Source organism: Streptomyces sp. NPDC050625, from assembly GCF_040654755.1.
Lineage (GTDB): Bacteria > Actinomycetota > Actinomycetes > Streptomycetales > Streptomycetaceae > Streptomyces.
This window is the reverse complement of record NZ_JBFAIQ010000074.1, coordinates 1-13,523: the sequence shown is the minus strand read 5'-3', so window position 1 is coordinate 13,523 and position 13,523 is coordinate 1. Positions and strand designations below refer to the sequence as shown.

The window sequence follows — 13,523 nt, the reverse complement described above, 5'->3', positions numbered from 1 at the left end:
GCCCGCATCAGATCCCCGCGCACATCCTCGCGCGCCCGCACCAGATCCCGGGCGGCTTCTTCGGCCGCCGAGGGCACCCGCACCGCGGTGAACTCCTCCAGGCGCAGCAGCTTCGCCAGATGCAAGGCGTCGCGTGCATCGGTTTTCACCCGCTCACCGGCCGGACGCTGCAGCCTTGAGGGCGCGAGTACCTCGCAGCGTATCCCCGCCAGCGAAAGCGCCCGGGCCAGGCCGAACCCGGTCGGGCCGGCTTCGTAGGCCACCGCGGCCGGACCGGGCAGGCAACTGATCCACCCGAGGACGTCAGCATGCTGCGGCGTGAGCCGACAGCGGATCAACTCCCCGGTCACCGTGTCGATCGCGCATCCCACCACGCTGCGGGCATGCACATCCAACCCGACGCTCGTGCGCTCAGAAAACACCGGGCCTCCCGCAAATGTAGGCACTACCGGCCAGGCTGCGCCCGGCCGGCAACCCACGACAACTTGCGAGCGAGGCCCGGGCCCACGACCGGCGCCTACATACCGTCTAGCTGGGCGAGATGAGCGGCAAGGGCCTCCCGATTGGCGGATGTGAGGGCGGTGTTGCGGCAGGCGAGCGGCTGGCAGTCAGCCAGGACGGGCTGTCCGGCGGGGCCCACGGGAGTGCGGCACAGGGCGCGGTCGGGGCTGTAGATGCAGGTGACGAAGGTCCCCGGGTACAGGTGGGTGTCGTGGCGGGCCACGATGCGGCGCGGGCGGGCTTCATCGGTGACGACCTGGCCGTCGAAAACCGTGTGGCGGGCGAGCTCGGCGAGCCGGGCTTCGGCCTCCGCGCCGACGGGACCGGTCAGGGCGGGCCGGTCGTCGTCGGCGCCCATCTCGGCGAGGAACTGGCCGCGGGCGAAGGCTTCTTCGGCTTCGACCTCGTCGCGGAAGCCGGATTCGCTGGTGCCGGCGCAGCCCTCGAACATCTGGATGCGCTGGTGGCGGTACTGCAGGGCGCCGGCAATGGAGCCGCCGGGACGGCGGGCGATGAACCAGGCCACGGTCCGGCGGAACTGCCGGGGTGTCAGGTGCGGCAGACGTCCGTTGTCCTCGGGGATCACATCGACGCGGGACCGGGCGGCGCAGTACTCCCTCGGACAAGGTCCGCGCCTTGCAGCATGCGCTTTACCGGTCGGCCAAGGCCGATCCCGGACGGCGGTTCCACGCGCTGGGAGACAAGATCCAGCGCAGGGATGTGCTCCGGCGCGCGTGGGCCATGGTGCGTGCCAACAACGGCGCACCGGGCGTCGACCGCACCACCCTGGCCGGCGTCGAGGAGTACGGCATCGACCGACTCCTCGGCGAGCTGGCCGACGAGTTGAGGCAGGGGAAGTATCGGCCCCTGCCTGCCCGTCGGGTACTCATCCCCAAGCCGGGGGTGAGGGACGAGCGAAGGCCGTTGTCCATCCCGACGGTTCGTGACCGCATCGTGCAGGCCGCGCGCAGTGTGCGAATCGGGGTCCTGCGGGGGCGGGTCGGATCTCTGGAGCACCTTCTCTGGTACGCCAACATCAATGGACTGTCACTCGCACGGGCGACGGCAACCGCCCGCGCGTGGCCTGGGCATGGAGGGGGATCTTGGTGATGTCAGGGGGTAACGGGGAGGCTAGCGAGGTGCCGCGAGTACGTCCCGGAGTACGTTCTCGAGCGTGACGCGGGCCAGCTCGTGTCTCAGGGTCTCCTCGATGCCCTCGTAGATGCCCTGCATTGCCGGCTGGATGCCGTAACCCACCACGCAACCCTGGTCCGGGGTGGTGCGGTGCATCGCGAACAGCGGGCCGGGTTCCACGGCCTCGTACACGTCGAGCAGGGTCATCGACCCCAGCTCGCGCGCCAGCGACCACCCCGCGCCCACGCCCCGCCGGGACTCCACGAGCCCGGCCCTGCGCAGCTCGCCGAGCAGTCGCCTGATGACCACGGGGTTGGTGTTCGCGCTGGTCGCGATCTGCTCGGAGGTGGCGACCTCATGGCCCTGGCGCTGGTAGAGACCGATCCAGGCCAGCGCGTGGGCGGCAATGGTCAACCTGCTGTTGGCACTCATGAATCCCTCCTCTCGGCCGCAACGCTTCATGTTACGACAGCGCAGTCGTAACAGCAAAGGTTGCAACAAGCTGTCGTAACAATTAACGTTGCGACTGTCGGGAAGGGTCAATCAACGAGGTGAAAAGAATGAGCAAGCCACTCACGGGCAAGGCCGCCCTGGTCACCGGGGGGTCGCGCGGACTGGGAGCCGCGACCGTACGACTGCTGGCCGAGCAGGGCGCCGACGTCGCCTTCACCTACGTCAGCTCCGAGAAGCAGGCGCAGGCTGTCGTCGACGAGGTGCGCGGCAAGGGAGCGAAGGCCGTCGCCTTCAAGTCCGACCAGGCGGACACGAGTCAGGCGCCGGCGCTGATTGACGACGTGGTGGCGCACTTCGGCGGCCTGGACATCCTCGTCAACAACGCGGCGATCTCCGCGGCTGGCACGGTGGACGACCCGGACGCCGACACCGCCGCACTGGACCGGATGCACGCCACCAACTACCTCGGCGTGATCGCCGTCATCCGGGCCGCCTCCCGAGTGCTGCGCACGGGCGGCCGCATCATCACGGTGAGTTCCGGACTGGGCTCCCGGGTCGGTACCCCGGGAGCTGCCGACTACGCGGCGACCAAGGCAGGGATCGCGAGGTACACCCTGGGGGTCGCACGGGACCTCGGGCCCCGGAACATCACGGCCAACGTCGTGGAGGCCGGACTGATGGAGGGCGGCATGCAAAAGGAAACGGACCCGGAGACCCTCAAGGCCCTGGTCAGCTCGCTGTCCATGCAACGCCTGGGTCAGCCCGAAGAAATCGCCGCGGCGATCGCCTTTCTGGCGAGCCCCGCCGCGTCGTACGTCACGGGCGCGGTGCTGGACGCCCACGGTGGCTACAACGCCTGAACCGGAAACCCTGCCGCGCGCCCCGAAGGACATCGCGCCTGCGGGGCGCGCACCGCCGACGACCCGCGCGTGCGCGGACGGCTCCCACGCGCGCGCGAAAGCTGCGACCAGTCCGTCGCCGGTCGACCGGCGGAAGACGGGCAGCAAGCACCAGCTGATCTGCGACGGCAAGGGCGCCATGCTGCAGGTCATCACGACCGCCGCCAACGTCAACGACATCACCCAATCCCTCGACCTCGTCGACGCCATCCCGCCTGCCGCCGGACGACCCGGGCCCAGGTGCCGCGGTGCGGCCTGAGGGCGACCACGTAGGCCAGGCCGGCCTCGCGCAGTGCGAGGTACCAGTCGCCGCTGACTTAAGTAGGCGCAGTCGACGATGACCGCCCGGCAGCCGAAGCCCGCCTCTGAACCGGCCGGTGCGGGCGCCCCCGGAACGTCATGGTCATGAGACCGGGGCCGCCTGGCCATCGCTTTGTGCCGGCTGTCGGCCGGCTTCGGCCAACTTGTGGCAGGCGTGATCACAGCGGGGCGTTCTGGCACGGCTAGAGCCGGCTGGCCGCTTGGACACTACGAGCGGCCCGGTCAAGGGCCAGGTCAGGTACGGCTGCCCGGGTGCTTGCGTGTCCGTTTCACGGCGGCGTTCCGCCGCCGTCCCGTTCCTCCTAGACAGGGGGTGCTGGTTGCGAGGAATCGGAGGGCGTGGCTGCTGCGCGGAGAGCGGTGACGGCGGCGGCCACCTGCTGCTGGACTGCGTCGGGGAGCGGCTCTCCCCCAACCGTGCTCACCAGGTCTTCGGCGACGCGAAGGAGTTTGGTGTTGGTGTTCTGGGAGACGGCGACCAGCACATGGAAGGCGTCCTCGGCGGTGAGGCTGAACGTGGCCATCAGGACCCCTGTGGCCTGGTCGATCAGGGGGCGGGTCTGCATCGCCCGGCGTAGTTGAACGACCTCGGTGCGCAGGTCCTCGTCGTCCAGGGCATCCTCCTGGCATGCTGCGATCGTTTCGGGGGCGCAGGCCAGCAGGCCCGGGGTACGGCGCTGCAGTGTGAACAGGGGCCATGTGCCGGACGCGCTGAGCAGACGCTGCACCGGGGGGCTGGCGTCCCGGATGGTCAGGGTCTTGCCGGCCTGGAGGGCGCGGCGCCGGGCGGTCAGGAAACAGCTTCGTGTTCCAGCAGTTCCACCTCGTGGGACGGCTGACGGTCCTGGAGAACGTGTGCCAGGGGACGCTCGGCTCCCTGCGCGGCCCCCGGCTCGGCCTCTTCACCTATCCGAAGGCCGTCCGGGAGCGTGCCCTCGACGGGCTGGAGCGGGTCGGGCTCGCCGACTGGGCGTTCCAGCGCACCGACACCCTCTCCGGCGGACAGCAGCAGCGCGTCGCCGTGGCCCGCGCCCTGATGCAGGAACCCGGGCTGCTGCTCGCCGACGAGCCCGTCGCCTCCCTGGACCCGGAGTCCTCCGGGCAGGTCATGCGGCTGCTGAAGGACATCGCGCGGCAGCGCGGACTGACCGTGCTGTGCAGCCTGCACCAGGTGGATCTGGCCCTGTCCTGGGCCGACCGGATCGTCGGGCTGCGCGCGGGACGCGTCGTCCTGGACGTGCCGACGCACGGCCTCGGGCGGGACGACATCATGCGGCTGTACACGGACCTCGAAGCGGAGGTCGCTCTTCCGGCCTCCGATGCCGTGGGAGCCGAAGCCTCCGGCGGTGACGAGGCCCCGGTCGGCGACAAGGCCCGGACGGGCGTGTCCCTCGAGGAGGCCGGACGCCGATGACCGTCGTGCTCGACCCGGCCGCCTCAGGGACCCGGCGCACCCTGGCCCGGCCCACCGCGGCCGGGATCGGTGCCGGCCTGGTGCTCCTCGCCTGCGTGGCCGCGGGCGTCTGGGCGTTCGCCTCGCTGAAGATCAACGTCGCCACGATGGCCGACAGCGCGGGCAACGCCGTGAACTTCGCCTCGCGGATGCTGCCGCTGGACTTCCCGCCCATGGGCGAACTCCTCGGCCTCGTATGGCAGACCCTCGCCATCGTGCTGTGCGCGACCGCGCTGTCCGTGGTGCTGAGCGTGCCGCTCGCCCTCCTGGCCGCCCGTAACACCACTTCCTCGGCTCCGGTCCGTATGGCGTCCCGCACCGTGGTCGTCCTCGCCCGTGCCGCCCCCGACGTCGTCTTCGCCATCGCCGCGTTCCGGATCTTCGGACTGGGCGGCATGACCGGCGTCATCGCCCTGGGCCTGCACTCCGTGGGCATGGTCGGCAAGCTGTACGCGGACGCCGTCGAGGAGATCGACGAGGGACCCAGGAACGCCCTGCGCGCCGCCGGGGCCGGCCGTCTGCAGCAGATCACCGGCGCGATCCTGCCCCAGGTACTGCCCTCGCTCGTGGCCACGGCCCTGCACCGGCTCGACATCAACCTGAGGGTGTCGGTCGTGCTCGGCTTCGTCGGTGTCGGCGGGCTCGGCTACGCCCTTGCCACCGCCATCGGCCGGATCGACTACCAGCGGGCCATGGCGCTCGCCCTGGTCGTCCTGCTGCTGTGCTTCGCGGCGGAGTCGGTGTCCGGTGCCATCCGGCGCACCCTGCTGCACCAGGAGGAGCCCCGGGGCAGGCGCCGGTTCGGCGGCCGGGGCGTCCGGTCTCTGCCTGTCGTCGCGACGACCCCGGCGGAGCCGGCGTCTGTCTCCCTGGCCGCCGTGTCAGCAGAGCGTGGGGCCGGCTCCCGCAGGATCAGCCCTCGTTGGGACGTCCGGCGGGTCCGGCACTGCGTCCTGCTGGTACTCGGCATCGCGCTCCTCGTCGCGTCCGCGGTGCGGTCCGATGTCTCGCCCGCGGCGCTGGGCAAGGGCCTGGGCTCCCTGTTCCCGACCATCGGCGACTTCCTGCCGCCCAGCGGCGGGGGCATCTGGGCGACGCTCTTCGCCGACCTGTGGACCACCCTGCAGATCGCCTTCGCGGGCACCCTCATCGGCCTGGTCCTCGCCCTGCCGCTGGGGACCCTCGCCGCCCGCAACGTGGTGCGTTCGCCCGCCGTGGCCCGGACCTTCCGGACGGTCATCCTGCTCATACGGGGGATACCCGAGCTGATCCTCGCGATCGTCTTCGTGGTGGTCACGGGGCTGGGCGCGGTGGCCGGGGCGCTGGCGCTGGGCATCGGCTCGGTGGGCCTGCTCGGCAAGCTGGTCGCCGACTCGCTCGAGGAGATCGACTCCGGTCCCGCCCGTGCGGTGCTCGCCGCCGGGGCCACCCGCCGGCAGGTCTTCTTCGCGGCGATCCTGCCCCGAGCCTGGCCGTCCGTCCTGGCCCATCTGCTCTACCAACTGGACGTCAACATCCGCTCCGCGACCCTGCTGGGCATCGTCGGAGCCGGAGGCATCGGCTACGACCTGCTCAACGCGGCGCGGGTGCTCCACTTCGACGTCGTCACGACGGTGGTCCTGCTGATCCTGGCCGTCGTCCTGCTGGTCGAGGGCGCGGCCATGTGGCTGCGCAAGGTGTTCGCGTAGACACAGTCGACGCCCCCGTTTCACGAAGGCCCGCCGAGCGTGTTCGCCCGGCGGGCCTTCCTCGTTGCGTTTGTGAATCGGGCGGGGTGGGGGTCGGACGTGGATCGGGCGACAACTGTCTCGACTGTTCACGCGGGCGCGGGCCCGCGTTTCTTTTCGGGAACTTGTACGGACAAGGGCATACCGAAAGATCAAGGACGTGACCAAGACAAGCCGGTACGCAGAGATAGCCGATGTCCTCGCCGAGGAGATCGCGGACCGCCCCTTGGGCGCCCGTATCTCCAGCGAACACGAGATCGCGGCGCGCTTCGGTGTCAGCAGGGCCGCGGCGAGAGCGGCCCTGCAGGAACTCGAGGGCCGTCTCATGGTCCGCCGGGTCCGCGGCGCGGGCACCTTCGTCAACCGCCCCATCGACTACGTCCTGTCCCAGCGCAAGGACCCCTCCCTGCACAAGACGGTGGAGGAGGCCGGCGGTACCGCCCGCACCGTGGTCCGCGAGGTGCGCCGGGTGAGGCTCGACGAGCGGCGCGCGGCACGCCTGGAGCGGCCGGTGGGCAGCGAGGCACACCTGCTGGTCCGTCAGTCCTACATCAACGGGCTGATCAGCGGCTGGTCACAGGAGCACATCCCCGTCGACCTGTTGCCCGAACTCGACACGGCGGTCCACGCCGTGGAGTCGCTCGACTCGATCCTGCGCCAGATGTGCCGGGTCACCCCGGTCCGCGCCTGGTGCCGGGTCAGCTACTCGCTGCCGGGACCCGAGGTCGCCGCCGGCCTGGAGGCCGAGCGCCACCGGCCGGTGTGGCTGGTGGAGAGCCTGAGCCAGGACGCGGACAGCGCCCTCTCGGTCATGTGCAGCGACACCTGGATCCGTCCCGACTCGACGCGGATCATCGTCGAGCTCGACGGCACCTGGAACCAACGAACGGAAGGAGAACGGCGTGCCCGACACGCTGACTCGTGAACGGCGCTGCGAGCTGCTGGCCGCCGCCACCCACGAGGAGATAGTCCCGCTGGCCGAGCGGCTGCTCGCCGACGGGGCGGTGCCCGAGCCCACCGTGGTCAAGGCACCGGAGACCGGCATGGTGATGCTCCAGGTCCGCGAACCCGTCGAGGAGACCCGCTTCTACCTCGGCGAGGTCCTGGTCACCGAATGCTCCGTCGACCTCGACGGCACCCCCGGCTGGTGCATGCGCTCCGGGGACGACCGGGTCGCAGCCCTCGCGGGCGCCCTGCTCGACGCCGCGGCCGCCGCCGAACTGCCCGCCATCGCCGAGATCGACGCCCTGTGCGCCGCCGTCGCCGAGCGCCTCGCGCGTGCCGACGCCGCCGAGTGGGCCGAAGTCACCGCCACCACCGTGAAGTTCGAGGAACTGACATGACCGCCTTCGTCGACCAGGCCACCAGGACCCAAGCCCACCAGGGCACCGGGACCCAAGCCCACCAGGGCACCGGGACGCCGGCCGACCAGGGCATCAGGATCCGCACCCTGCACCGCGAACCCCAGGAATCCCAGCGGGACTTCACCGTCCTGCTCGACGTTCTCTCCCGGCCCGGTCGCGTACGCCGCCTGGACGCACCCGAGTTCGCGCCCACCGCGGCCGTCGCCGCCTGCGGGCTCGGTGACGTCGAGGTGCCGACGCTGGTACTCGCCGAGGACGGCGACCTCTGGGCCGAGGCCGTCCACGCGGCGACCGGCGCCCCGCGCGCCACGGCGGCCACGGCCCGCGCGGTCGTCGTCCTGCGGCCGCTGACCGACGAGGACGTACGCTCCCTGCCGCGCGGCGACGCCCTGAACCCCGAGCTCGGGGCACGGATCTTCGCCCGGGTCGAGTCGCTGGCCGAAGGTGAGCACCCCGCGGACGACGCCCTCGTCCTCGCCCTCACCGGGCCGGGCGTCCGCGAGGAGAACCGGCTGACCGTACGCGGGCTGAGCCGCGACACGGTCACCGCGCTCGTCGAGGCCAACAGTTCCTTCCCGCTCGGCGTCGACACCTTCCTGGCCGCCCGGGACGGCTCCGTCGCCGGACTGCCGCGCACGACCCGCGTGCGCGTCGTCGCGGACGGTGGCGCCTGACATGGGCTACTCGGGAGTCCGCGGCGGCCAGGAGGCCATCGCCGCGGCCGAACGCCTCGTCAGGGAGGCCCGGTTCGGCGGCAGCAGCCCCTGGCTCGAACTGGACCAGATCACCGGGCACCTGGACCTCGCCGTCGACCGGGTCTCCGGCGAAGGCGGTCTGTGGGCGCCGGACCTGGCGGCCCGCGCCATCCGCCAGGCACAGGGCGACCTGCTGGAAGCGGCCCAGCTGCTGCGCGCCCATCGCTCCACCCTGCCCCGCCTGGGCTACAGCCTGCCCGCCGAGAGCACCGAGCTGACCGTCGTACGACGCGTGAGCCCCGCCCACCGCAACCCACCGGGTGGTCAACTCCTGGGCCGGACAGGCGACTACACGCCCCGCATCCTGGAGACGGAGGACGCCGGCGACACGGGGGACACGGCGCCCGCGTCGCATCCGGCGCCGTCGGGCTCCGCCGCGTCGGACGCCGTGAGCCGGCCGGGCGCCAGCGACCTCGCCGCCGTACTGTACGAGCAGGGCCTGCTGGCCGGCCGGTGCCGGGGCGACGACCCCGAGCCCTACGACATCACCCGGGCCCCGGCCCGTCCGGGCACCCCGCGCTCGGCCCGGCTGTCCGCGCTGGCCCGCGCGGAGACCGGTTCGCTCACCCACCTGTGGTACGTCAACGCCCACAACCCGCTGCGCGGCGGAGCGGAGATCCCGCTCGAACTCCGGCGCGGACGGCTGCCGCTGAAGGTCACCCACCCGCACACCGGCCGGCCCGTCACGGTCGCCCGGTGCCCCGTCACCGAGGCCCGCACCGTCCGTTCCACCGACCGGCCCCGCCCCGGCGGCAGCCGCTTCGACCTCGGTTACGGGCTGTGCTTCGGCGAGAACGAGCCCAAGGCAGTCGCCATGGCCGGGATCGACCTCCTCGTGCACCGGGACCCGCACACCGAACGCCTGGAGCAGAAAGTGCTCATCGCTCTCGACGGACCGGAGGCGTCCGGCTTCCTCGAACACCTCAAACTCCCGCACTACGTCGACTTCCGCTCGACGATCGAACGGGTCCAGGCCGTCCGCGCCGCCGCGGGGGAGGGCCGATGAGCACCATGAACGCCCCTGCGACACCGGTCACTTCGGCGTCAGCGCCCTCAGCCCCCGCCGCACCGCGCCCCGACCAGCTCACCGAGCGGCTGGGTCTCGGCGTCGACCGGGTGATGGCCGAATCGGGCCTGTGGGCCCCGCGGTTGGCGGCCCGCGCGTTCCGCCAGGCACGTGGTGACGTGACCCGGGCGGCACAGCTGCTGCGTACCCATCGCACCTCCCTTCCCCGGCTGGGCCGCAGTCTTCCCGTCCGGGCGGGGGAGTTGAGGGTGGTGCGCCGGATCAGCTCCGCGTTCCGCAACCCGCCCGGCGGCCAGGTGCTCGGCCGCACCCTCGACTACGTGGGCCGCCTGCTCGACCTGCTGCCCGAGGAGGAGGGCCGGCAACGATCCGTGCGGGCGAGCGAGTCGGCACAGGAACACCACGATCACCACGGCCACGAACACCCGCCGCACGGCCGCGAGGACGAGGTCGAGCGCGCTCCCGGCCATGTCCTGTCCGTCTTCCGCGAGATGGACATCGTCGCCCCGCCCGGCGACCACGACGACCCCGAGCCGTACGACATCACCCGGCACCCGGCGCGCCCCGGCGTCCCCCGCTCGGCGCTGCTGCAGACCATGGCCCGCGCCGACACCGGAGCCCTGCTGTACCTGTGGTACGGCTCCGAGTGGAAGCCCGCCGGCCAGGAGGTCCATGAGGTTCCCGGCGAGTTGCGGCACGGCTTCCTGCCCGTACGGGTCGAGCACCCGCACACCGGCCGCCCCGTCACCGTCGGCGACGTCCGGGTCAGCGAGGTCGTGAGCTTCCACAGCCTGACCCGGGCGGGCGAGCTGCCCCGCCACCTCGACGTCGGCTACGGCATGTGCTTCGGCCACAACGAGCGAAAGGCCATCTCGATGGCCGGAGTCGACATCCTGCTCGGCCACCACGAGGGCACCGAACGCGCCGCCGGACTCCAGCACGACGTGCTGCTGACCCTCGACGGCCCGGACATCACTGGCTACGCGGAGCACCAGAAGCTGCCGCACCATGCCGAATACCGCTCGGTCCTCGAACGCGCCACCGCGGCCGCCGCGCACCAGGCCGGCCCCCGCCGCACCGGCCCTCACCCCGGAGACACCGCATGACCGCCTACCCCACCACCGAGCTGCCGTCGGCGGACACCGCCGGCCGCCGCACCGACCGTCTCGCCGGACCCGCGCCCCGCCCCGGCATCTTCGACGAGCTGTCCAAGCGGGAGATCCGCCGGGCCGTGCTCAGCGGCATCGCCATCCCCGGCTACCAAGTCCCCTTCGGTTCCCGGGAGATGCCCGTGGCCCGCGGCTGGGGCTCCGGCGGCCTCCAGGTCACCCTGTCCCTCGTCGGGCAGGACACCCGCCTCAAGGTCATCGACCAGGGCGAGGACGCGGGTGTCAACGCGTCCAACCTGCGCCGCCTCGTCGTCGGCCATGTCGGCTGCGAGGAGGAGACCGACACCCGCGAGGCCGACGTCATCCAGTCCCGCCACCGCATCCCCGAACAGCCCCTGCACGACGGGCAGGTGCTCGTCCTCCAGGTGCCGGGCGCCGAGCCACTCGCCGGGATCGTCAAGAGCATGGACGAGCAGCGCCGCATGCACGCGGAGGCCGACTACTCCAAGATGTGGGTCCGGCTCTACGAGGACATCGTCCACAACGGCCTCATCACCAATGCGGCCGGTTACCCGGTCCTGGTCGAGGGCCGCTACGTCATGACGCCCAGCCCCATCCCGCGCTGGGACGTGCCCAAGCTGAACCACTCCGAGGCCGTCACCGTCCTGTCCGCCGGACGCGAGAAGCGCATCTTCGCCGTCCCCCCGCACACCCGGGTCGAGCCCCTCACCTTCGAGGACAGGCCGTTCGAGGTCGAGCGCACCCCCGGCGCCGCCTGCCGGCTGTGCGGCTCCGACGACACGTACATCGTCCAGGAGCCGGGCCCCGACGGCACGTTCAGCACCTGGGTCTGCTCCGACACCGACTTCTGCCGACGCCGCCGCGCGGGCGACGCCCCCGAAGTCACCGCCCTCGAGGCCGCCTTGGCCCACACCCGCGAGGAAAGCACCATATGAGCACCCCCGTTCCCCTGGCCCCGCCCACCTGGGCCCTGAAGGTCGACGGCCTCGGCCGTATCTACGGCGATCCGTCCGCCGCCTCTCTGGCCGGCACCGGACCCGAGCACGGCACCGCGGTCTCGCCCGCGACCGGCGCGGTCGTCGCCGCCTGGGACGTCGGCTTCGACGTCGCCCCGGGCGAGGCCCTCGGCATCATCGGCGAGTCCGGCTCCGGCAAGTCCACCGTCATGCGCTGCGTCGCCGGTGACGAGACCGCCACCGCGGGCACCATCGCGCTGCGCGGCGTCGACGACGGCACCACCAACATCCGCGACCTCGACCCCTCCGCCCGGCGCAGGCTCCGCCTGGACCAGATCTCCGCCGTCTACCAGGACCCGGCCGCCGGACTCAACCTCGACGTCTCTGCCGGCGGCAACATCGCCGACCCGCTCACCGCCGTCGGCTGGCGCAACTACGGCCGCATCCGGGAACGCGCCGCGCAGCTCCTCTCCCGCGTCGAGGTACCGCTCGACCGCATGGACGACCCGGTGCGGTCCTTCTCCGGCGGCATGCGCCAGCGCGTGCAGATCGCCAAGGCCCTGGCCAACGACCCGCCCGTGCTGCTCCTCGACGAGCCCACCACCGGCCTCGACGCCTCCGTCGCCGCCGGCGTCCTGGACCTGCTGCGCGGACTCCTCGAGGAGACCGGCGTCGCCGCCGTCGTCGTCAGCCACGACTTCGGCGTCATCGAGATGCTCACCCGCCGCGTCCTGGTGATGCAGCACGGCCGCGTCGTCGAGGCCGGACTCACCGACCAGCTTCTCGAAGACCCCCAGCACCCCTACAGCCAGCAGCTCGTCGCGGCGGCCCGGGGATGAGGACGGACACCACCATGACGACCACCACCGAGCCCATCGCCGACGCGGACACCGGGCCCGCACCCGGAGCCGTCCTGTCGGTGCGCGGACTGCACAAGGACTTCACCCTCCACACCATCGACGGACGCACCGTCGGCGCCCTGCACGGCGTCGACCTGGACGTCGGCCCCGGCGAACACGTCGCGCTGGCCGGCACCTCCGGGGCCGGCAAATCGACCCTGCTGCGCTGCGTCCACCGCACCTACCTCACCGGAAGCGGCCACATCTGGTTCCGTACCGAGACCGGCGAGAGCGTCGACATCGCCGCCCTGCCCGACGCCGAAGTCGCCCAGCTGCGCGGCCACGAGATCGGCTACGTCTCACAGTTCCTGCGCCCCCAGCCGCGCCGCTCCGTCCTGTCCATCGTCGCCACGGCGGGCGTCGCCCGCGGCATGGACCGCGAGGCCGCCCACGACGCGGCCGCGGCGGCACTGCGCCAGGTCGGCATCGACGAACAGCTGTGGGACATGCACGCCACCGTCCTGTCCGGCGGCCAGAAACAGCGCGTCAACATCGCCGCGGGCACCATCTCCCCGCCCCGGCTGCTCCTGCTCGACGAGCCCGTCTCCGCCCTGGACCCGGCCAACCGCGCCGCCGTTCTCGACCTCATCGCCCGCCTCGAGGAGACCGGCACCGCCGTCCTCTCCGTCTTCCACGACCTCGATGCCATCGAGCGCCTCGCCACCCGAGTCGTCGTCCTCGGCGGCGGCAAGGTCCTCGCCACCGGCGCGCCCGAGGACATCCTGCACGACCCGTCCCTGCCACTGGAGGTGGCCCGATGAGCCGCTACATCTTTGCCCACGCGCGGGCGGTGCTGCCCACCCGCGTCCGCCCCGGCCCCGGTTTCGGGGTCGGGGGCGGGCGGGTCTCCGAGGGGAGCCGGGCCGCGACGGGGCGCGGGGCCGCCGGGGGCCCGGGTTTGCGG

Annotated in this window: 16 protein-coding genes and 1 pseudogene; 13 read left to right on the top strand and 4 right to left on the bottom strand. The window is 72.1% G+C overall.

The features are described from left to right. Positions 1-422 (bottom strand): transposase (locus AB0I54_RS47280; protein WP_363302603.1); only part of this gene is annotated, 422 nt, incomplete at its 3' end. A 95-nt stretch (positions 423-517) separates the two neighbouring features. Continuing rightward, on the bottom strand, positions 518-1,087 hold the full coding sequence (locus AB0I54_RS47275) for a hypothetical protein (protein WP_363302602.1): 570 nt from the start codon (positions 1,085-1,087) through the stop codon (positions 518-520). Positions 1,088-1,137: 50 nt separating this feature from the next. On the opposite strand from AB0I54_RS47275, the gene AB0I54_RS47270 reads away from it, so the two are divergent. Beyond that, positions 1,138-1,611, top strand: a complete 474-nt coding sequence (locus AB0I54_RS47270) for a hypothetical protein (protein ID WP_363302601.1) — start codon at positions 1,138-1,140, stop codon at positions 1,609-1,611. A gap of 21 nt (positions 1,612-1,632) precedes the next feature. On the opposite strand, the gene AB0I54_RS47265 is transcribed toward AB0I54_RS47270, so the two are convergent. Beyond that, on the bottom strand, positions 1,633-2,067 hold the full coding sequence (locus AB0I54_RS47265; protein ID WP_014182561.1) for an Rrf2 family transcriptional regulator: 435 nt from the start codon (positions 2,065-2,067) through the stop codon (positions 1,633-1,635). Positions 2,068-2,195: 128 nt separating this feature from the next. On the opposite strand from AB0I54_RS47265, the gene AB0I54_RS47260 reads away from it, so the two are divergent. Beyond that, positions 2,196-2,948, top strand: a complete 753-nt coding sequence (locus AB0I54_RS47260; RefSeq protein ID WP_363302600.1) for an SDR family oxidoreductase — start codon at positions 2,196-2,198, stop codon at positions 2,946-2,948. Continuing rightward, positions 2,932-3,201: pseudogene (locus tag AB0I54_RS47255) on the top strand (transposase); the annotation flags it as partial. The gene AB0I54_RS47260 and the pseudogene AB0I54_RS47255, both read left to right, overlap by 17 nt. Positions 3,202-3,610: 409 nt before the next feature. Here the strand turns inward: AB0I54_RS47255 and AB0I54_RS47250 are convergent. Beyond that, a complete protein-coding gene (locus AB0I54_RS47250; RefSeq protein ID WP_363302599.1) occupies positions 3,611-4,036 on the bottom strand; it encodes an ANTAR domain-containing protein in 426 nt (141 codons plus the stop codon). A gap of 77 nt (positions 4,037-4,113) precedes the next feature. Here AB0I54_RS47250 and AB0I54_RS47245 point away from each other — a divergent pair, with 77 nt between their 5' ends. From AB0I54_RS47245 to AB0I54_RS47200, 10 genes are all read left to right on the top strand, one after another. Next, positions 4,114-4,722 (top strand): ATP-binding cassette domain-containing protein, encoded by a 609-nt coding sequence (locus AB0I54_RS47245; RefSeq protein WP_363302598.1) that lies wholly within the window; start codon positions 4,114-4,116, stop codon positions 4,720-4,722. After that, positions 4,719-6,449 carry a phosphonate ABC transporter, permease protein PhnE gene (gene phnE, locus AB0I54_RS47240; protein WP_363302597.1) on the top strand — a complete coding sequence of 577 codons (1,731 nt, stop codon included), beginning with the start codon at positions 4,719-4,721 and terminating at the stop codon, positions 6,447-6,449. The genes AB0I54_RS47245 and phnE overlap by 4 nt, the downstream gene beginning before the upstream one ends. A 199-nt stretch (positions 6,450-6,648) precedes the next feature. Then, the gene (locus AB0I54_RS47235; RefSeq protein ID WP_363302596.1) at positions 6,649-7,413 is read left to right on the top strand and encodes a GntR family transcriptional regulator; all 765 of its coding nucleotides are present in this window, start codon (positions 6,649-6,651) and stop codon (positions 7,411-7,413) included. Next, positions 7,391-7,831 (top strand): phosphonate C-P lyase system protein PhnG, encoded by a 441-nt coding sequence (phnG, locus tag AB0I54_RS47230; protein ID WP_363302595.1) that lies wholly within the window; start codon positions 7,391-7,393, stop codon positions 7,829-7,831. Before AB0I54_RS47235 ends, phnG begins: the two co-directional genes overlap by 23 nt. Continuing rightward, positions 7,828-8,526, top strand: coding sequence for a phosphonate C-P lyase system protein PhnH (gene phnH / locus AB0I54_RS47225; RefSeq protein ID WP_363302594.1), 699 nt, complete (start codon positions 7,828-7,830; stop codon positions 8,524-8,526). The genes phnG and phnH overlap by 4 nt, the downstream gene beginning before the upstream one ends. A gap of 1 nt (position 8,527) precedes the next feature. Next, on the top strand, positions 8,528-9,613 hold the full coding sequence (locus AB0I54_RS47220) for a carbon-phosphorus lyase complex subunit PhnI (protein WP_363302593.1): 1,086 nt from the start codon (positions 8,528-8,530) through the stop codon (positions 9,611-9,613). Further along, a complete protein-coding gene (locus AB0I54_RS47215) occupies positions 9,610-10,740 on the top strand; it encodes a carbon-phosphorus lyase complex subunit PhnI (protein WP_363302592.1) in 1,131 nt (376 codons plus the stop codon). Before AB0I54_RS47220 ends, AB0I54_RS47215 begins: the two co-directional genes overlap by 4 nt. Further along, complete coding sequence (locus AB0I54_RS47210; protein WP_363302591.1) at positions 10,737-11,699, top strand: alpha-D-ribose 1-methylphosphonate 5-phosphate C-P-lyase PhnJ; 963 nt, start codon at positions 10,737-10,739, stop codon at positions 11,697-11,699. Before AB0I54_RS47215 ends, AB0I54_RS47210 begins: the two co-directional genes overlap by 4 nt. Further along, positions 11,696-12,559, top strand: coding sequence for an ATP-binding cassette domain-containing protein (locus tag AB0I54_RS47205; RefSeq protein ID WP_363302590.1), 864 nt, complete (start codon positions 11,696-11,698; stop codon positions 12,557-12,559). Before AB0I54_RS47210 ends, AB0I54_RS47205 begins: the two co-directional genes overlap by 4 nt. A gap of 14 nt (positions 12,560-12,573) precedes the next feature. Further along, positions 12,574-13,380: an ATP-binding cassette domain-containing protein gene (locus AB0I54_RS47200; RefSeq protein WP_363302589.1), complete on the top strand. Its 807-nt coding sequence runs from the start codon at positions 12,574-12,576 to the stop codon at positions 13,378-13,380. Positions 13,381-13,523: the final 143 nt, after the last annotated feature.